This window comes from Nesterenkonia haasae (assembly GCF_010119385.1).
Classification (GTDB): Bacteria; Actinomycetota; Actinomycetes; order Actinomycetales; family Micrococcaceae; genus Nesterenkonia; species Nesterenkonia haasae.
The window spans coordinates 55,382-72,818 of sequence record NZ_VFIE01000024.1 but is presented as its reverse complement, the minus strand read 5'-3'; the positions used below and the strand labels follow the sequence as shown (position 1 = coordinate 72,818).

Genomic DNA, 17,437 nt, shown 5'->3' with positions numbered 1-17,437 from the left:
CGTGACATACGACGTCATCACCACCGGCCGTATCAGCGTGGACATCTACCCCAACGACATTGGGGTAGGCCTTGCCGCTGTGGAGAGCTTCGGCAAGTACCTGGGTGGATCCCCGTCCAATGTGGCAGTCGCCGCAGCCCGCCATGGACGGAAAGTCGGCGTGATTACGCGCACCGGTGATGATCCTTTCGGAGACTTCCTCCGCACTGAACTACACCGTTACGGGGTGGACGCACAGTGGGTGTCCGCTGTGCCGGAATTGCAGACCCCAGTCACGTTTTGTGCCATTCAGCCGCCGGAGGACTTTCCGCTTTACTTCTACGGGCGCAGCCCGAGTGCGCCGGATTGGGAGATCAATGCGGCCGAAGTGGACTATGACGCAGTGCGTGAGGCTTCGGTGTTCTGGTCAACTGTCACCGGTATGGTGCGTCCGGCGTCCCGGGAAGCGCAGGTGGCCATGCATCAGGCCCGTCCCCGCGAACGCCTGGCTCGCGGTCAACACACCATTCTCGACCTCGACTACCGTCCCATGTTCTGGGCTTCCAAGGAACAGGCCCGGGAACAGGTCCGCCGCATCCTGCCGTACGTCACCGTGGCCGTGGGCAACTCGGAAGAGTGCTCCGTCGCCGTAGGCGAAGGGACACCTGATGAGCAGGCCGACCGGCTCCTCGCGGCAGGTGTGCAGCTAGCCGTGGTGAAATTGGGATCGGCCGGAGTGATGGCGGCAACATCTACTGAGCGAGTCATTTCCGAGCCCATCCCAGTGGACACAGTCAACGGTCTGGGCGCCGGCGACTCCTTCGGCGGCGCGCTGTGTCACGGGCTCTTGGCCGGCTGGCCCTTGAAGAACGTACTGGACTTCGCCAATGCTGCTGGAGCTCACGTTGCCGCCCAAATCGCCTGTTCGGAAGCCATGCCCACCTCAGCTGAGTTGATCGAAATGCTCCAAGACCGCGGTCGGGACCTACCCCCGCACGCCCAGGCACCCACCAGTGCCGATCGGGGATAGGGGAAGAAGCAATGCCATTCGACGAGATGACCTTCAGTGAACCTGGAGATGACCGCCCGGAACGTTACGAGGCTCTGACGCGTATGCGTCTTGAGGATCCCGACGCGGTGCTCCGCGCCGCACGCAGCCGGAAGCCACATCCGGGCCCCGTATACGGCCAGCAGAATTTCATCATCGCGGCTGATCACCCGGCGCGCGGGGCGCTCGCGGTAAAAGGGGATACGCAGGCGATGGCTGATAGGCGATCCCTTCTGGACCGTCTCAGAATCGCGTTGGCCAATCCCAAAGTCGACGGAGTGCTCGCCTCACCCGATGTTCTCGATGATCTGCTGGTGTTGGGAGCGCTGGAGGGGAAGCTGGTATTCGGATCCATGAACCGGGGCGGGCTACCCGGTTTGGTCAACGAAATAGACGACCGTTTTACCGGCCACACGGCGGCCGCCCTATCCGAAATCGGCGCAGACGGCGGAAAGATGCTCACTCGAATCGCGTTCGACTCCGAGCACACCACCTCCATCCTTGAGGCAACAGCTCAGGCGGTGAATTCACTGCATGAGGAAGGACTGATCGCAATGATTGAGCCCTTCATCTCCACGACCCGCGGCGATCGGGTCAGCAACATTCTCACCACGGAGGCAGTGGTGCAGTCCGTTGCCATCTCCCAGGGGCTGGGGGCACGTTCGGCTCGCACCTGGATGAAACTGCCTGTTGTGCGTGACATGGAGCGGGTGATGGCCTCCACTACGCTGCCCACAGTACTGCTGGGTGGTGAGCCCAATGGCAAGACCGACGAAGTCCTGGAGTCATGGCGCAGCGCCTTGGCACTGCCAGGTGTGCAGGGCCTGACGGTAGGCCGGACCCTGCTCTACCCGGACGACGGCGACGTCGCCGCTGCAGTCGATACTGCCGCATCACTACTTCGTCACAACACACAGGAGACCCGATGAGCCGAAGAACCCTCAGCGTCGCTCAGGCGGCAATTGAATTCCTGGCCAACCAGTGGACTGTTGACATCATCGATGGTGAGCGCACGGAGGTGCGCACCATCCCAGGGATGCACGGCATCTTCGGACACGGCAACCTTGCCGGAGTCGGCCAAGCGCTCAAACAGTCCCAGGTCAAAGCTCCCGGGCTGATGCCCTATCACCAGGGCCGGAACGAGCAGGGTCTGGTGCACCAGGCGGTTGGATACGCCCGGCACACCCGCCGCAGGCAGACTTTCGGTGTCACGGCGTCCATAGGGCCCGGGTCTACAAACATGGCCACCGGGGCCGCACTCGCCACCACCAACCGGCTGCCTGCTCTATTGTTTGCCTCTGACGAGTTCGCCACCCGAGCTCCTGACCCAGTGCTGCAGCAGCTGGAACAGCCGCACGCCTACGACATCACCTGCGCGGATATCTTCCGGCCCATCAGTCGATACTTCGACCGGGTGCAGCGACCGGAGCAGTTGTTCTCCGCGCTGCTCAACGGGATGCGTGTGCTGATGGATCCAGCAGAAACAGGCGCGGTGACAATAGCCCTGCCTCAAGATGTGCAAGCCGAACGAGTCGAGGTCCCGGAGTCATTCCTGGCCCGGCGCGAATGGCGCATCCGCCGGCCCGACCCAGAAGACGTCGACATCTCCTCCGCGATTGACGTCATCCGCGGTGCCAAACAACCGCTCATCATCGCCGGGGGAGGAGTGCACTACGCCTTCGCGACAGAGAAACTCCGCTCCCTGGCCGACACCACAGGAATACCCGTGGCCTATACCCAGGCCGGGGTCGGTACCCTGAACTGGGACCATGGACTGTGCCTCGGAGCCGTGGGGTCCACAGGCTCAACCGCATCCAATGCCTATGCCAGGGACGCCGACGTCATCATCGGGCTTGGAACCCGGTACGAGGACTTCACCACCGCCTCCATGACGGCGTTCCAGAACCCTGACGTACGGTTCGTCAACGTCAACATCACAGCTATGGATGCCTACAAGTTAGGCCCATCGGTGCAGATCATCGCCGATGCCGGCAAAACCATCTCCCAACTGCAGCTTGGCCTATCCACGCTCGGCTACCGAGTACCCGATGACGCCATGGAGCTTGTGCGTACAGAGCGTGCCCGCTGGAATGCGGCAGTCGATGAGTCCTTCAGCGTGCGCAATGAGCCGCTGCCGGCCCAGACGGAGATCATCGGCGCAGTCAATGAGGCGATGGATGACCAGGATGTGGTCGTCTGCGCTGCTGGTTCACTGCCCGGGGACCTGCACAAGCTGTGGAGAGTCAAAGACTCGCATGGCTATCACGTGGAGTACGCGTTCTCCTGCATGGGGTATGAGATAGCGGGCGGTTTAGGACTCAAACGCGCCACTATCGCTGAGGCCTCATCCGCAGGGATGGCTCCCGATGAGGGGCGCGACGTCGTCGTCATGGTCGGTGATGGCTCCTATTTGATGATGCACACAGAACTGGTCACCGCAGTTGCTGAGCGGATCAAACTTATCGTCGTGTTGCTGCAGAACCACGGCTTCGCCTCAATCGGGTCGCTCTCCGAGTCTTTGGGCTCACAACGATTCGGAACAAAGTACCGGTACCTGGAAGAGCAGACCCACACCTTCGAAGAAGGCGCGCCACTGCCTGTCGATATCGCTGCGAATGCTGAGTCGCTGGGAGTTGAAGTACTCAGGGTAGAGCCGGGAGCGGGTGCCATTGACAGGCTCTCAGCGGCAGTAGCAGAGGCCAAGGCGTTGCCGGAGGACTCCGGCCCTGTGTTGATCCACATCAACTCAGACCTCTACCTGGACGCCCCGGACTCCGAGTCCTGGTGGGATGTGCCGGTCGCCGAAGTCTCCGAACTGGAATCAACTCAAGCCGCCTACAAGACCTACACAGACCACAAATCCCGGCAGCGCCTCCTGCTGGGGGAGGAAGGAAAAACCCCATGACGAGCACAGACATCACACACTGGATTGGTGGACGGGCAGACGCCGGCCATGGAGATCGTCGTCAGGACGTCTTCAACCCAGCCACAGGAGAGGTAAGCGGCAGATTGCACCTGGGGGACCAGAACGATCTGCAGAGAACCCTCGAAACCGCCCGCAAGGCAGCGGACGATTGGGAGCAGGTTTCGCTCTCAAAGCGCATGGCAGTCCTCTTCAAGTTCCGCGAACTTGTCCATGCACATACGGATGAACTGGCGGCCATCATCACCGCTGAGCACGGCAAAGTACTCTCCGATGCCGCCGGCGAGGTGGGCCGCGGGTTGGAAGTTGTCGAGTTCGCATGCGCTCTGCCGCAGACCCTCAAAGGTGAGTATACCGACCAGATTTCCCAGGGCATCGATGTCTTCTCATTCCGCCAACCACTGGGGGTCGTGGCGGGGATAACACCGTTCAACTTCCCCGTCATGGTGCCGCTGTGGATGGCACCATTGGCGATCGCCACCGGCAATGCCTTTGTGCTCAAGCCATCCGAGCGAGATCCCTCCGCATCACTGATGTTGGCCAAGTTGTGGAAGGACGCAGGGCTTCCTGACGGGGTATTCCAGGTTCTCCACGGCGACAAAGAAATCGTCAATGGTCTGCTCACGCACGAGCTGGTAGACGCCATCTCGTTCGTCGGGTCCACGCCGATCGCCAAACATGTCTACGAGACCGGGACGCAGCATGGAAAACGTGTCCAAGCGCTCGGTGGTGCCAAGAACCATGCCGTTGTACTGCCTGACGCTGACCTCGACCTTGCTGCCGATCACCTTTCGGCCGCCGCATTCGGTTCCGCAGGAGAGCGCTGCATGGCGATCTCCGTTGCGGTCGCCGTGGGCGATGCCGCCGAGCAGCTCGTTGCCAAAGTAGGGGACCGCGCCCGCTCAATCACCGTCGGAAACGGGACTGATGACGGCGTCGAAATGGGTCCTGTCATCACACCCGCTTCCCAGGATCGGGTGCGCCGGATTGTCACCGAGGCAGAGCAGGACGGAGCCGCTGTAGTAGTCGACGGACGAGACTTAGTGGTCGAGGGGCACGAGGATGGTTTCTTCGTAGGCCCCACCGTGCTGGATATGGTCAAGGACACGATGTCCGCATATGAAGAGGAAATCTTCGGTCCAGTTCTCGCAGTGGTGCGGGTGGACAGTCTCGAAGACGCCATCAAGGTCGTCAACGCCAACCCCTACGGCAACGGCACTGCGATCTTCACCGGCTCAGGCAACGCCGCACGCACGTTCCAACGCAATGTCACGGTGGGCATGATTGGTGTCAACGTGCCGGTTCCGGTTCCCGCAGCGCAGCATTCCTTCGGGGGATGGAAAGACTCACTGTTCGGCGATCATCACATGTACGGACCCGACGGGGTGCGCTTCTATACCCGAGGCAAGGTCGTGACCCAACGGTGGCCGGCTCAGAATGACGAGTCTGGCGCCTCAATGAACTTCCCGGCGAACGGCTGATCGGCGGATCATTCGCCATCGACTAGTGACTAAGGAGCATCATGTCCGTTGAAGACTTAAGAGTAGGTGTGGTGGGCGCCGGCCGGATGGGCGCCGATCATGTTCTGCGCCTGGCTGGCCACATCCTGCGTGCACGAGTGAGCGCGGTAGTCGATGTTGATTCCGAACGCGCAGCCGACGTCGCGGCCCAAGCCCCCGGCGCTAGGAGTTTCGCTAGTCTGGAGGAGATGTTGGCAGCCGACGCGGCGGACGCCGTCGTGCTGGCCACGCCTGGTTTCCTCCATGAGGACGCGTTGATAACCCTTATTGACGCTGGCGTGCCGGTGTTGTGTGAGAAGCCATTGACTCCTGATCCGGAGTCATCGTTGCGGATCCTAGAAGCTGAGATGGCTGCGGATCGCCAACTCATCCAGGTGGGATTTATGCGGCGATTTGATACCGGGTACCGGCAGCTGAAAGCCATCATCGACTCCGGAGAATATGGCGAGCTCTTGATGCTTCACCTCCAGCACCGCAACCCATCAACGCCACCTGGTTTCACGAACGAGATGATCATCAACGATTCGGTAGTCCATGAGTTTGATGCGGTCCGTTTCTTCACAGGCTCCGAAATTGAATCTGTACAGGTTCGCATCGGGCGCCTGACATCACTTGCAGCTGCAGGGATACAGGATCCTCAGCATGTCACCATCCAGACGTCTTCTGGCCTCTTGGCAGATGTCGAGATCTTCTGCTCTGCCCAGTTCGGTTACCAGGTGCACACTCAAGCAACCTTCGAACGTGGCATTGTCAAAATTGGCGACAGCTCAGAAGTGGAAGTCACCACGGATGGGCGAAGAGCAACGGCAGTGGACTCGGGGTTCGTATCCCGATTCCGCCACGCCTACGACATTGAGGTGCAGGACTGGGTCGATGCAGTGCATCAGGGCCGTATTGCTGGCCCCTCAGCCTGGGACGGCTACGCTACCGCAGCCTGCTGCGCCGCAGGCGTGGCAAGCCAGCAGGGCCAGGGCATAGTGGACGTGAACCTGGTAGCTCGACCTGAGTTCTACTCGTGAGCCGTGACCCCGGAGATAAGCTCCCCATGCTGATAGATCGCGAGTAATGATCATGTCCGCTCCAGCACAACACTTAACCTTGGGCGTGCTCGGTGTCGGCCGGATCGGTCGCATGCACGCCGCTCACCTTGCCATGCGCAGCGACGTGGAGTCAGTAATCCTCTTCGGACGAGATCGAGAGCGGTTAGCGGCGTCAGTCAAGGCGGTCGTCAACCTGATGGAAGGTTCGCCGGGTTTCGCCGCAGGTAGTGCTGCGGCAGCTCAGAAGCTCATTCCACGGGTGATCAATCCCCGTCGGCAAGAGGCAGGCGGGTACCACGGGGTTGACGGGCTCATTATCGCCGCGTCCACCGATTCGCATCGGCAACTTGTGGCGCACGCGGTAGGGGCGGGAGTGCCATTGCTTATCGAGAAGCCGTTGGCAGCCACTGTCGGTGAGCAGCAGGAGCTGATCCGGCTTCTGAGAGAGTCCGGTGTCTCGTGCATGATGGGCTACCACCGTAGATTCGATGATGATCACCGACGGCTCCGCGAACAATTGGCTTCCGGGGAGCTGGGGACCGCTCGAGGAGCAATAGCTGTCAGCTTGGACTATAGGGACGCTGAGGAGTCCTATGTGCCATCTTCAGGAGGCCTGTGGCGAGACTTGGCGGTCCATGATTTCAACGCATTGGCCTGGGTGCTCGACGATCATATTGTCTCCGTTGCCGCCTACAGTGCAGTGCTGGGCAATCCCATGTATCGACGGTACGGAGACGTCGACACCGCGTCGGCAATCCTGACATTTTCCTCGGGTGTTACTGCAACCGTCTTGTGCGGACGTCACATGGGTTGTCGTCAAGAGACTCGACTTGAAGTGCACGGAACCTCGGGCACCGGGAGCACAGAAAACGTGATGAATGGTTCCAGAGCACAGGTTCCTGCTGACGAACCAGAATCCCGTGCTGCCTTCACCGACTCGATGTCTAGGTTTAGACAGGCTTACGTCAACGAGATCGACGAGTTTGTGCAACTCGTGAGGGGAACCGACAGGGGTACATCGCCACCTACAGAGTGTCTAGCGGCTCTTAAAGTCGCGATGGCCGCTGAAGAGTCCGTGAAGGCTGGACGGACCATAGACGTCCTTTAGGCTTCTCGGGACGGCGATCAGTCCTCCGCTCAAGGCTGTTGGCAGCGCACATCGCGTCTGCAGTAGAGGTGACACTAGATGCCTATATGTCTTGACATTAGCACTAACAAGATCTAATGTGATCTGCATCATGAGAACAGTGATCTGCCTCACCTTTGCTACCGCGCTCAGCGGATACGCGAAAACGTATGTTGGAGGAGCAGAGATCTTTCAGCACCACAGACAGGATGGTTGATATGAGTGCAACGGCTGGTGACAGTCATCAATTGAGATGGGCGCTGACTGCTGTTCGGATGGGGCCAGCGCTGATGCTGTTGATCCTCGTTGTGGTCCTGAGCATTCTGAGTCCCGTCTTTCTCTCGGGAAGAAACTTGGGGAACATTGGCCTAGAAACGTCGGTGGTCGCGTTGCTCGCTCTCGGCCAGCTGATGGTCATCATCACTGCTGGGATCGACCTCTCAGTTGGGTCGCTGATTGCGTTTTCAAGCGTCGTGGGTGCACTGTGGGTCCGGGACCTGGGGTTGGTTGAGGGCTGGCTAGTCATTCCGAGCATGATGTTGGGCGGAGCCCTCGCAGGTGCTGTGAGCGGAACACTGTTCGTCAAAGGGAAGCTCCCACACCCGTTCCTGGCGACCCTTGCGATGATGATGATCGCCCGCGGCGCCGCTCTGCTGATTTCGGAGGGGCAACCGATTACGGGCATGCCAGACGCGGTTCGACTCATCGGCACCTACCGCCTCTTCGGCGTACCAGTGGCCGTTATCATGGTCCTCTTCTTCGCACTTCTTGTGCACCTGCTCCTTACTCGGATTACCTGGGGTCAATGGATTTACGCAGTGGGAGCAAATAAGGAAGGCGCCAGACGTGTGGGAATCCCGGTTGACCGTGTGCTGATCTCGGTGTACGTCATGAGTGGGTTCTTCGCCGGGACGGCCGCCATCGTCGTGTCGGGACAGACGAACTCGGCCTATCCGACGGCAGGTAACTTGCTGGAACTCTCAGCCATCGCGGCAGTCATCATTGGCGGGGCAAGTTTCTTCGGCGGGCGCGGCACAGTCTTCGGCGCGCTGGTGGGAGCGTTGATTCTGGGTGTGATTCAGAACGGTCTGAACCTCCTCAATGTGAATCCCTCCTGGCAATACGTGGCTCTCGGAGTGGTCGTTATTCTCGCTGTTGAGCTCGACGTCGTCAGAAGCCGCCTTGAGACGCGACTGAGGTCTGTGCAGGTTGAGGAAAAGGTCGAGCGCAAGGAGGCGCAAGCATGACAACAGCAGAGCAGACCAGGCAGGCAGGCTCCACCAGCGAACCAGCTAAGCCGCCCGTGCTCGAGGTCAAGAACGCCAGCAAGATGTTCGGACCCGTCAAGGCATTGAATGGCGTGAATCTTCGGCTTGAGCAGGGGGAAGTCCTCGGGCTGCTGGGCGATAACGGGGCGGGCAAGTCAACACTCATCAAGGCCATTACTGGAGTTCACACCATCGATGATGGCGAGATCTTCGTAGACGGTCAGCGTGCTCATATACGCAGTCCCAACGACGCAAGAGCCTTCGGCATCGAGGCTGTCTACCAGGATCTCGCGCTATTCGACAATCTGGGCATCGTAAACAACCTATACCTGGGAAATGAGCTCACCCGGCCACGGAAATTCAGAGCCCTGGGCTGGTTGGACAAGAAGGCCATGGAAGAGGATGCGAGACGGCGGCTAGATTCCCTTCAGGTCCACCTTCCCAGTTTCAGCGCCTCCGTAGGGCTCATGTCGGGCGGACAGCGCCAGGCAGTGGCAGTAGCACGAGCTGTTGCCTTCGCCAGCAGAGTTCTGATTCTCGATGAGCCGACTGCAGCTTTGGGGCTCCGTGAAACGAGAAACGTGCTTGAGGCTATTAAAAGACTTCCGGAAAAATTTGGAATTTCAATTATTCTTATTTCGCACAATATGGATCATGTGGTTGAAGTCTGCGACAAGGCCATGGTCCTAAGGCAAGGAGGCGTCGTCGGAGAGGTTGTGCCCAACGCAGACACTATGGAGCAAATGGTCGCCATGATCGTGGGGGCCCAAAAGAAGAGAGAGGACTGAGCCATGTCCAAGAAACTCATGGGATTCGCCGGAGTTTTCGGTATCGGAGCCCTGGTGCTCACCGGGTGTGGGAACGATGAAGATACCAATGGTGGAGGTGACGAAGAACATGACATTGCCGTTGTTCTGAAAACCACCACATCCCCATACTGGCTGCAAGTTATGGGTGGTGTCGAAGACGGCGCAGATGAGGTCGGCGCCAACGTAACGATCGGTGGAGCGACGCAGGAAACAGAGGTACAAGAGCAGATTGACCGCATCAATGCGGACCTTACGAGGGGCCCCGACGCTCTGGTGGTATCTCCGACTCAGGCTGAACAGTTGGAGCCGGTTCTTCAAAGTGCCGTGGACGAAGGCGTCCCCGTCATTCTGGTGGACACCAGCATTCCTGGCTGGGACGGAGCCGAATCCTTTATTGGAACCGACAACCTCGACCTTGGCCGCGCGCTCGGGGAGTTCGTCCTTGAAGAGCGTGATGAGGGGGAATTGCTTGTCATTCGCGGAGTCCCCGGTAACCCAGCCACAGACAACCGCATTGACGGTGCCTTAGAAGTCTGGGAAGGCAGTGATCTGGACGTTGTGGCCGACCTCTCGGCAGATTCGGATCGAGCCCAAGCTCGTGCGGCAACCTCCGATGCGCTGCAGTCGAACTCAGACTTGTCCATCATCGTCGCGGCCAATGATGACATGGCACTCGGTGCCGTTGAGGCCGTTCGGGGAGCTGGTCTTGATCTGGAGGACTTCCTGATCGTCGGTGTCGATGGTACTGAGGATGCACTGGATTCGATCATTGCCAATGAGCTGGATGCGACCATGGCGCAGGGGGCTTACGAAATGGGTCACCGCAGTATCGAGGAAGCAGTCAACGTTATCGAAGGCGAGACAATTGAGGAAGAGATCGCCATCGATACCACGCTGGTAACTAGTGAGAATGCTGAGGAGTACCTCGAGCAACTGCAGGACCAGTCAGCCGAATAATGCGCTTCTGACACAGTGGGGCTCTACGGTTCAGCGAGCCGGAGCCCCACTGGTGTCTCTGAAGGATTTACATCCCTGACCTCGACGAGGAGCAGGCCTAAATCGATACGGTTTTGTCTCAGCGCTGCACTTGTTGGGCGACTCCAGTAGTCAGCGAAAGCTGCGCAGCATCGGCGACGCGGGACGCGTCGATTGCCTCAGCCACAGTGCATGGGTTGGGCCCCTGCTCGCGGACTAACCGCACAAACGCTCGCATTTCCTCGCGATAAGCGGCAGCAAAACGATCATGAAACGTCCGATGCGGTGTCGCTGCTGGATATTCGAAATGGGGCTCGGCGGAGCGGGCGCTGTAGCTTGCGTCCAGTCCCACGTGGAGAGAAGCTAAGGACCCTTGCAGTTCCAGGCGGACGTCATGGCCGGCGCCGTTGTAGCGCGTTGCGGAGACTGCCGCGATGGTCCCATCTTCGAAGACAGCCAGAGCGGTGGCAGAGTCCACGTCTCCGACTGCGGCAATGGCAGGATCTCCGTTGTTTGAACCCCGTGCCATGACTTCGACGATTCTCTGTCCCGTCAGCCATTGGAGGGAGTCAAAGTCGTGAACTGAACAATCACGGAAGAGCCCTCCGGAGGCGGCGATGAACTCTACCGGCGGAGGAAAACTGTCGGCAGTCACCGCGCGGATGGTATGCAGCCAGCCGAGTTCTCCTGCGCCATAGGCGCGCTTCGCCTCGAGGTGGCCGGCGTCCAACCGCCGCTGATGTCCGATCTGAACTACAGCACCGGTGCGCTCTACTGCCTCGAGCACCGGTTGCGAGGCCGCTGTGGACTCGGCGACCGGCTTCTCGCAGAACACGGGGATACCTGCGTCGATGGCGCGGAGGATCAAAGGAGCATGGTGCGAGGTGCCGACAGCGATCACTATCCCATGGGGCCTTCTTGCGAATAAGGCATCAACAGAGGACGCCGCTTCACAACCCAGAGCGGCAGCAACTCGCTCGGCTCGGGCTGCGTCGACATCTGCCACAACGAGCTCGACGTCGTCGCCAGAGGTGGCGAGCAGATTCGCAGCGTGCATGGCTCCGATCCGGCCTACCCCAATGAGGCCTACGACAATGGAAGTCATCCGAACTCCTTTGAGCACGTGGCGGAACCGCTGCTTTAGTGGGGGCCGATGACGGTTAGCGTGTCATTCGGTGAATGGGAGGCGACGGTCAATATCCGCCTCATTCCAGGTTTGACGGACCCATCCGTGATGCGGGTCGTCGCTGATGAGCCACTGGCGGACGGGGCCGGGGCCGGCCATGACGTTGAGGTAGTACATGTCGTGACCAGGTGGGGTCATGGCGGGGCCATGCCAGCCATAGGGAACCAGCACCACATCACCGGTGCGCACCTCCGCAGTAACGTCGATGGGGCGCTCATCGGAGGCGTAGACGCGTTGGTACCCGATGAGATCCGGGCCGCCTTCTTCAGGCGGCGGGACAGGAGCGTTTGCGGCGGCCTGCATTTCGAAGTAGTAGATCTCCTCTAGAGACGTCTCGCCATCCTTCTCCTCGTCGTGCTTATGGGGCGGATAGGAGGACCAGTTTCCTGCCGGAGTCAGAACTTCACAGACAATAAATCGGTCAGCTTCCAGGACCGCCGGAGTGCCGAAGTTGTGGACCTGTCGGGACGCGACGCCTGCTCCGCGCAACTCGACCGGAACTTCATCCTTCGTGACATGGCGGACGGGGTAGCTGGCCGAGGCCGGTGCAGATGCCACAGCCACTCGCCCCCCATGGCGAGAAGAGAGACTTACCGGCGTGCGAATGCCTGTGTAGAGCACGTCGCTGGGCCCGTGAAAAACTGATTCACGACCGGTCAGTGCGTATCTCTCTCCAGCGACGTCGACCTCAAAGGACCCTGCCAGTGGAATGACGATGCGCTCTTCTTCTTCGGCGTCGAGGCCGATGACCTCGCCTGGGGAAATCTCTGTGACTCTCAGGCCGGTGTGTGCCCATCCGGGGACCTGCACTCGAGATTCGACCGTGCCGAGGTTCACTCTCCACTCTTGTGAGGCGGCTGTGCCTGAGGGATGCACCCACGGATGTTCGGTGGGGTCTTTCCTGATGGCTGGTGCGTCAGACGACATGGGACCTGCCTTTCGCGCATTCGTGAATTAGTTCATGAGCATGATGTCGAACGAGTACCGATCAGCCCGATATACATGGTGACCAAACTCCACCGGGGTGCCACTGCTGTCGAGCCCAGTTCGTTCCATAACCACCAAGGCTGAACCGACGTCGACCTTGAGGCGTGAGGCCTGCTCGTGATTTGCAATATCGGCTCCGACCTTCTGCTGGGCCATCCGAAAATCCACCCCAGCCCGGCGCAGAATGTTGTACAGACCGTCAGATTCCAGACCTTCACGGGTGAGCGTTGCGACCGTCAGCGGAAGCCAATTCTCCATAAGCGCCAGAGGCCGGTTGTCGACCAGACGCAGGCGCTTGAGATGATAAACCTCCGCGCCCTTGGGCAGCCCCAGTTGTTCAGATATCGACTCTTCGGCGGTGATGGTCTCGAGGGTCAGTACTTGAGTCTCGGGATCTGCGCCTTCGTCCTGAAGGTCGTTATAGAGGCTGGAGAGACGAAGGTTGCGTCGTACGGGGGGGCCGATCACTTGAGTTCCCACACCGCGGCGGCGAACCACGAGCCCATCTCGGACCAGTTGATCCATGGCCTGACGCATGGTCGGCCGCGACAGGTTGTACCGCTTGGCTAGCGATATCTCGTTCTCCAGTTTGGTTTCGGGTGGGAGCACACCGTCACGAATGGCCTTATCAAAGGCTGAGGCAACCTGGTGATACAGAGGGATGGGGGACGACCGATCAATAGCGATCTCCAGTTCGACCATGGCGCTCTCCTTCGACATATATGACAGTTTGTCATGACATTTGATTGAAAGGAAGGCGAGAGGTGAGATGTTTACGCCTGCGCGCCGCTTCTCGGTGAGCTTTCAGTGGTCACGCTCACGGCTGATGGCGGCTCTAGCGTCTCTATGTTGCGGGAGCGGCGTCTATCAGCTGGGCGTCAGTATGGGCTTCGATCCACCTCAGCAGGGGAAGCAAGTGTCCCGCAAGGTCCTGACCCGCATTCGTCAGCGAGTATTCCACGTGCGGGGGGATCGTGCCGTGGTCATGGCGCTCGATGAACCCGTCCGCCTCCAGGGTCTTCAGCGTTTGGGCCAGCATCTTTTCGCTGACCCCCTCAATCGCCCGGCGGAGTCCACTCCAGCGCGCTGGGCTCTGGCTCAGCGCGTGAATGATCAAGACTCCCCACTTGCTGGTCACATGCTCCAAGAGAGTTCGGCTAGGACACTGCGAACTGAGAACCGAGGCCGGAGGCATACCAGCGAGCTTACCTTAAAGTGCGTACTAACTATTGGGAAGTTTAGTCTGTCTCAGTCGGTTACCCCAGAGTCGCACCTTTTCCGGGTGTCTACACAGGAGGAGAAACATGAGCATTGTCATTACTGGAGCAACGGGGCAACTTGGCAGAAAGGTCGTGGAGCAACTGTTGGCCCGCGGCGTCGAGCCGTCCACCATCACCGCCGGGGGTCGAAACCCTCAGGCCCTGCAAGAGCTGGCCGCCACCGGAGTGCGCACCGCGCAGATCGACTACAGCGATCCTGACACCCTTGAAGCTGCCTTCAGTGGAGCGGAGCAAGTGCTCCTCATCTCTGGCAGCGAGGTGGGCCAGCGGGTACCGCAGCACAAAGCTGTGATCGACGCTGCTCGTGCCGTGAGTGCCTCAGTGGTCTACACCAGCGCGCCGCAGGCTTCGACATCAGCCCTTATCCTCGCGCCGGAGCATAAGGCGACTGAAGAGATGCTGGCTGCTTCCGGCCTGAGCCATACCGTGCTGCGCAATAGCTGGTATACGGAAAATTACGACGACGCCATCCGCCAGGCGGCTGCCCATGGGAGCATCCTTACCAGCACTGGTAGTGGAAAAGTCGCAAGTGCCACCCGTACGGACTACGCGGAGGCTGCCGCCGCAGTGTTGATTTCGGCGAACTACGCCGGGCAAGTCCTCGAACTTGCCGGTGATGAGCCTTGGGACTTCGACGAGCTTGCGGCGACTGTCTCCGATGTCGCAGGTCGGGGGGTAACCGTCAACCAAGTCACGACTGCTGAGCATGTTGAAGCGCTCAAGGGGTTCGGGCTGGAGGAGGCTACTGCGGAGTTCGTCGCGGCATTGGATGCCAATATCGCTGAAGGTTTGCTCGCCGAGAGTGACGGCACACTGAGCCGCATCATTGGGCGCCCTACGACGCCGTTGAACCAGTACGTCACGCAGCTTCTGGCCACCTAAGGGGCGAGCATTGATAGTGGATGCTCAGTCAGGAGGTCGCCGCTGACGCGGTTTCCAGAGCGAAGTGCGCGGCGAGCCTGTCCAGTGTGTATTGCTGGCGGAGCTTGCCCGCACTGTTCTGGTTGGCGAACATGCCTTTCTCCCAGTAGGCACGGGATTTAGGGCGGCTCGTGATCCAGCGGACCGGCACAATGAACTCCGAATCCTCCGGCAAGTGCGCGTCGTTGCCTGGGTGTTGATAGTCAGCTGAAAGGTCCAGATCCTTCAGCGGCGTCCACTTTCCTTGGTAGTGGACTAGCGCCTCATCGAATGGTTGCGCTTCTGCAAGCGTCTCGCCCACGGCCACATAGCCACATTTGGGAATTTGGACGAAGATGCGCGCCCCGGTGGGGAGATTCTTGAGCGTCCTGGAATACCACTCACCGCCTCCGGCGGAGACGAAACCGTATTTGCGCGCATCATCCCAGGACCTGGTGGAGCTTTCGCCGAAGGTGACGAACCAGTCCCTCCCATTCCACTCCGCGCGCTTGCTCCGATTTCGTGCCGCTGGAGCTGCGCCGGTCTGCTGGGAGGAGGCCAACCATGAGCGGCCGAGGTAGCTCCGGCCCTCGTCTATGAAGTATGAGAAGAACACAGCGTTGATCGGTAGACCGAACTGCCTCAGAAACGTCACAATGCGTTCGGAGCTTTCATCGAGTTCAGTCGCCACAATCGTCATACGGGTTTCGTTGTTGAGCTCATCCGGAAGTGGGGCATCGAAAACCTCATCGAAAGCTTCCTCCAGCTGTGTGTTGAGATGAGCCTGGGCAATGTCGGTGATCGTGTCACGGTCCAGATGCGCAACCCATGAGCCGTAGTCGAGGACCTGGGCAACTACATCGCGAGGCGTCTTGTCCCGTTTGAGTTCGAGAACGTTCAAGTTGCCGTCTTCATCGATAGACAGCAGGTCAATGAGCTTGCCGTGAGGAGTGCGCAGCTGGCGCCCGATCACTAGAAGCTTTTCGCCCAGCAGCGAGGGGTCCCGTTCCAGAAAATCTTCCAGTTCGGCTTCAGAAGGGAGGACTCCGCGCGGAAGTCGCCGCGGAGTGTTCCCGTCAAGGCGCCACACGCCCATCTCCACTGGCATATGTCCTCCGTTTCTGCTGGCTACTGTGAGCCTACTTCAGTAGGGACGACCTGCGTCGGCGCAACTCAGGCGATGCGCCCCACAGTCCGCAGAGCGTCACGGCGCCAGTAGCGAGAAACGTCGGAGCCAATCCAACTGCTCCAGCTAGGAGCCCCAGCGCGGCTGGACCGACGATTGAGCCAAGGGCCAGAAGGAAAAGTGCGGCACTGAAGCCAGCTGTGGGCCGCTCAGGGAAGACGTGGGAACTCCATATGGCCAGCAGTGCCGACATCATCATGAAGCTCGGTCCGTAGAGCGAGGCTGAGGCGCAGACGGTCACCCAACTCCCAGGACCAAAGCCGAGAAGTGCGCTGGCAACAGCCAGGAGCGTCAACGCCCCAATCAGTACGTAGCCGAGACCTAAACGCCTGACCAAGTCGCCTGTCACGACCCCCGTGATCCCAGATATCCCGACGAGTGTCCACAGGACAGGGCCCACATGTTCAGGAAGGCCTTCATCCAACGCCAGATCTGCGGCGTAGGTCCAGTAGAAGGCGCTCCCAACGCCGAAGACGAAGGCCACATAATACAGCGGGTGTGCCTCTTTGGCGAGGGTCCACCGCCATTTCGGGGCAGCGGCAACGGCGCCTTGCCTGCCCGAGGTGCTTTCTGCAGGAGCCGGCTGCCACTTCTTCTTTCCAGGTAACAGACGCGCGTTCCACGCCGCGCTGGCTAGCGCGAAGATGGCGAAGGCGACCCAGGCTGCTCTCCAGAGAGGGCCAGCAATCAGGGCAATAGGCCCTGCGAGAATCAGCCCGGCGGCTGTTCCGGTACTGATAATGGAGAGCACCCGGCCTCTGGCATCGAACGATGCGAGCTGGTCTACAGCATCTGAGAACGGGGCCCATGCCCAGCCTGGGCTCGTGCTGGCAAGTATTGCCCCGACTGCCATTACTGCGCCGTTGGGCGCCACGGCGATCAGCAGCATACCTGCGGCTGCGCACAGGCCGCCGAGAAGGATAGGGACCCGCGGACGGAGTTTTGTTGACAGATAACCTGCTAAGAGCAGTCCTGCGAGGTACGACGCATATGTCGCCCCGGATATGAGACCAAGTACCTCGGTGGAGAGGTCAAACTCTTCCCGGAAGACGGGAACGAATAGACCGTAACCATAACGGGCAAAGCCGAAGGCGACGGCGATCATCGACATCCCGGCAAGCCCTAGCTGCAGCTCTCGCGTGTTCATAAGAAGTCCCTACCTGAGCAATGCGCTTCCTTAGCCGCTGCACTATTGACGCTGAATCTCCCT

Annotated in this window: 16 protein-coding genes; 10 read left to right on the top strand and 6 right to left on the bottom strand. The window is 59.9% G+C overall.

The window, feature by feature from the left end; all coding sequences use genetic code 11:
- The first annotated feature begins 1 nt into the window (after position 1).
- The 9 genes from iolC (at position 2) to FH975_RS12225 (ending at position 10,670) form a co-directional block, all read left to right on the top strand.
- Positions 2 to 1,009 carry a 5-dehydro-2-deoxygluconokinase gene (gene iolC / locus FH975_RS12265; RefSeq protein WP_162321592.1) on the top strand — a complete coding sequence of 336 codons (1,008 nt, stop codon included), beginning with the start codon at positions 2 to 4 and terminating at the stop codon, positions 1,007 to 1,009.
- 11 nt (positions 1,010 to 1,020) lie between these two features.
- On the top strand, positions 1,021 to 1,956 hold the full coding sequence (locus FH975_RS12260; RefSeq protein WP_162321591.1) for a Cgl0159 family (beta/alpha)8-fold protein: 936 nt from the start codon (positions 1,021 to 1,023) through the stop codon (positions 1,954 to 1,956).
- Positions 1,953 to 3,932 (top strand): 3D-(3,5/4)-trihydroxycyclohexane-1,2-dione acylhydrolase (decyclizing), encoded by a 1,980-nt coding sequence (gene iolD / locus FH975_RS12255; RefSeq protein WP_162321590.1) that lies wholly within the window; start codon positions 1,953 to 1,955, stop codon positions 3,930 to 3,932. Before FH975_RS12260 ends, iolD begins: the two co-directional genes overlap by 4 nt.
- Positions 3,929 to 5,431, top strand: coding sequence for a CoA-acylating methylmalonate-semialdehyde dehydrogenase (locus FH975_RS12250; RefSeq protein ID WP_162321589.1), 1,503 nt, complete (start codon positions 3,929 to 3,931; stop codon positions 5,429 to 5,431). Before iolD ends, FH975_RS12250 begins: the two co-directional genes overlap by 4 nt.
- A gap of 41 nt (positions 5,432 to 5,472) precedes the next feature.
- Positions 5,473 to 6,489 (top strand): Gfo/Idh/MocA family protein, encoded by a 1,017-nt coding sequence (locus FH975_RS12245; protein ID WP_162321588.1) that lies wholly within the window; start codon positions 5,473 to 5,475, stop codon positions 6,487 to 6,489.
- A 52-nt stretch (positions 6,490 to 6,541) separates the two neighbouring features.
- Positions 6,542 to 7,618, top strand: coding sequence for a Gfo/Idh/MocA family protein (locus tag FH975_RS12240; protein WP_162321587.1), 1,077 nt, complete (start codon positions 6,542 to 6,544; stop codon positions 7,616 to 7,618).
- 236 nt (positions 7,619 to 7,854) lie between these two features.
- Entirely contained in the window at positions 7,855 to 8,883 is a 1,029-nt protein-coding gene (locus FH975_RS12235) for an ABC transporter permease (protein ID WP_162321586.1), read from the top strand.
- Positions 8,880 to 9,692, top strand: coding sequence for an ATP-binding cassette domain-containing protein (locus FH975_RS12230; protein WP_162321585.1), 813 nt, complete (start codon positions 8,880 to 8,882; stop codon positions 9,690 to 9,692). Before FH975_RS12235 ends, FH975_RS12230 begins: the two co-directional genes overlap by 4 nt.
- Before the next feature lie 3 nt (positions 9,693 to 9,695).
- Entirely contained in the window at positions 9,696 to 10,670 is a 975-nt protein-coding gene (locus FH975_RS12225; protein ID WP_162321584.1) for a sugar ABC transporter substrate-binding protein, read from the top strand.
- A 118-nt stretch (positions 10,671 to 10,788) separates the two neighbouring features.
- On the opposite strand, the gene FH975_RS12220 is transcribed toward FH975_RS12225, so the two are convergent.
- The 4 genes from FH975_RS12220 to FH975_RS12205 form a co-directional block, all read right to left on the bottom strand.
- A complete protein-coding gene (locus FH975_RS12220; RefSeq protein ID WP_162321583.1) occupies positions 10,789 to 11,793 on the bottom strand; it encodes a Gfo/Idh/MocA family oxidoreductase in 1,005 nt (334 codons plus the stop codon).
- Positions 11,794 to 11,856: 63 nt separating this feature from the next.
- The gene (gene iolB, locus FH975_RS12215) at positions 11,857 to 12,801 is read right to left on the bottom strand and encodes a 5-deoxy-glucuronate isomerase (protein WP_162321582.1); all 945 of its coding nucleotides are present in this window, start codon (positions 12,799 to 12,801) and stop codon (positions 11,857 to 11,859) included.
- A gap of 27 nt (positions 12,802 to 12,828) precedes the next feature.
- On the bottom strand, positions 12,829 to 13,581 hold the full coding sequence (locus FH975_RS12210) for a GntR family transcriptional regulator (RefSeq protein WP_235928706.1): 753 nt from the start codon (positions 13,579 to 13,581) through the stop codon (positions 12,829 to 12,831).
- 124 nt (positions 13,582 to 13,705) lie between these two features.
- Positions 13,706 to 13,999, bottom strand: a complete 294-nt coding sequence (locus FH975_RS12205; protein ID WP_328821877.1) for a winged helix-turn-helix transcriptional regulator — start codon at positions 13,997 to 13,999, stop codon at positions 13,706 to 13,708.
- 166 nt (positions 14,000 to 14,165) lie between these two features.
- Between FH975_RS12205 and FH975_RS12200 the strand changes: the two genes are divergently transcribed.
- Positions 14,166 to 15,023: an SDR family oxidoreductase gene (locus tag FH975_RS12200; RefSeq protein WP_162321580.1), complete on the top strand. Its 858-nt coding sequence runs from the start codon at positions 14,166 to 14,168 to the stop codon at positions 15,021 to 15,023.
- A 28-nt stretch (positions 15,024 to 15,051) separates the two neighbouring features.
- On the opposite strand, the gene FH975_RS12195 is transcribed toward FH975_RS12200, so the two are convergent.
- Positions 15,052 to 16,149 (bottom strand): endonuclease NucS domain-containing protein, encoded by a 1,098-nt coding sequence (locus FH975_RS12195; RefSeq protein WP_162321579.1) that lies wholly within the window; start codon positions 16,147 to 16,149, stop codon positions 15,052 to 15,054.
- 31 nt (positions 16,150 to 16,180) lie between these two features.
- Positions 16,181 to 17,374 (bottom strand): MFS transporter, encoded by a 1,194-nt coding sequence (locus FH975_RS12190; protein WP_162321578.1) that lies wholly within the window; start codon positions 17,372 to 17,374, stop codon positions 16,181 to 16,183.
- Positions 17,375 to 17,437: the final 63 nt, after the last annotated feature.

Bases quoted from the DNA above. Each gene is read 5' to 3' on its own strand.
- FH975_RS12260 (WP_162321591.1), top strand. From the start codon at position 1,021: ATGCCATTCGACGAGATGACCTTCAGTGAACCTGGAGATGACCGCCCG.
- iolD (WP_162321590.1), top strand. From the start codon at position 1,953: ATGAGCCGAAGAACCCTCAGCGTCGCTCAGGCGGCAATTGAATTCCTG.
- FH975_RS12250 (WP_162321589.1), top strand. From the start codon at position 3,929: ATGACGAGCACAGACATCACACACTGGATTGGTGGACGGGCAGACGCC.
- FH975_RS12245 (WP_162321588.1), top strand. From the start codon at position 5,473: ATGTCCGTTGAAGACTTAAGAGTAGGTGTGGTGGGCGCCGGCCGGATG.
- FH975_RS12240 (WP_162321587.1), top strand. From the start codon at position 6,542: ATGTCCGCTCCAGCACAACACTTAACCTTGGGCGTGCTCGGTGTCGGC.
- FH975_RS12235 (WP_162321586.1), top strand. From the start codon at position 7,855: ATGAGTGCAACGGCTGGTGACAGTCATCAATTGAGATGGGCGCTGACT.
- FH975_RS12230 (WP_162321585.1), top strand. From the start codon at position 8,880: ATGACAACAGCAGAGCAGACCAGGCAGGCAGGCTCCACCAGCGAACCA.
- FH975_RS12225 (WP_162321584.1), top strand. From the start codon at position 9,696: ATGTCCAAGAAACTCATGGGATTCGCCGGAGTTTTCGGTATCGGAGCC.
- FH975_RS12220 (WP_162321583.1), bottom strand. From the start codon at position 11,793: ATGACTTCCATTGTCGTAGGCCTCATTGGGGTAGGCCGGATCGGAGCC.
- iolB (WP_162321582.1), bottom strand. From the start codon at position 12,801: ATGTCGTCTGACGCACCAGCCATCAGGAAAGACCCCACCGAACATCCG.
- FH975_RS12210 (WP_235928706.1), bottom strand. From the start codon at position 13,581: ATGTCGAAGGAGAGCGCCATGGTCGAACTGGAGATCGCTATTGATCGG.
- FH975_RS12200 (WP_162321580.1), top strand. From the start codon at position 14,166: ATGAGCATTGTCATTACTGGAGCAACGGGGCAACTTGGCAGAAAGGTC.
- FH975_RS12195 (WP_162321579.1), bottom strand. From the start codon at position 16,149: ATGCCAGTGGAGATGGGCGTGTGGCGCCTTGACGGGAACACTCCGCGG.
- FH975_RS12190 (WP_162321578.1), bottom strand. From the start codon at position 17,374: ATGAACACGCGAGAGCTGCAGCTAGGGCTTGCCGGGATGTCGATGATC.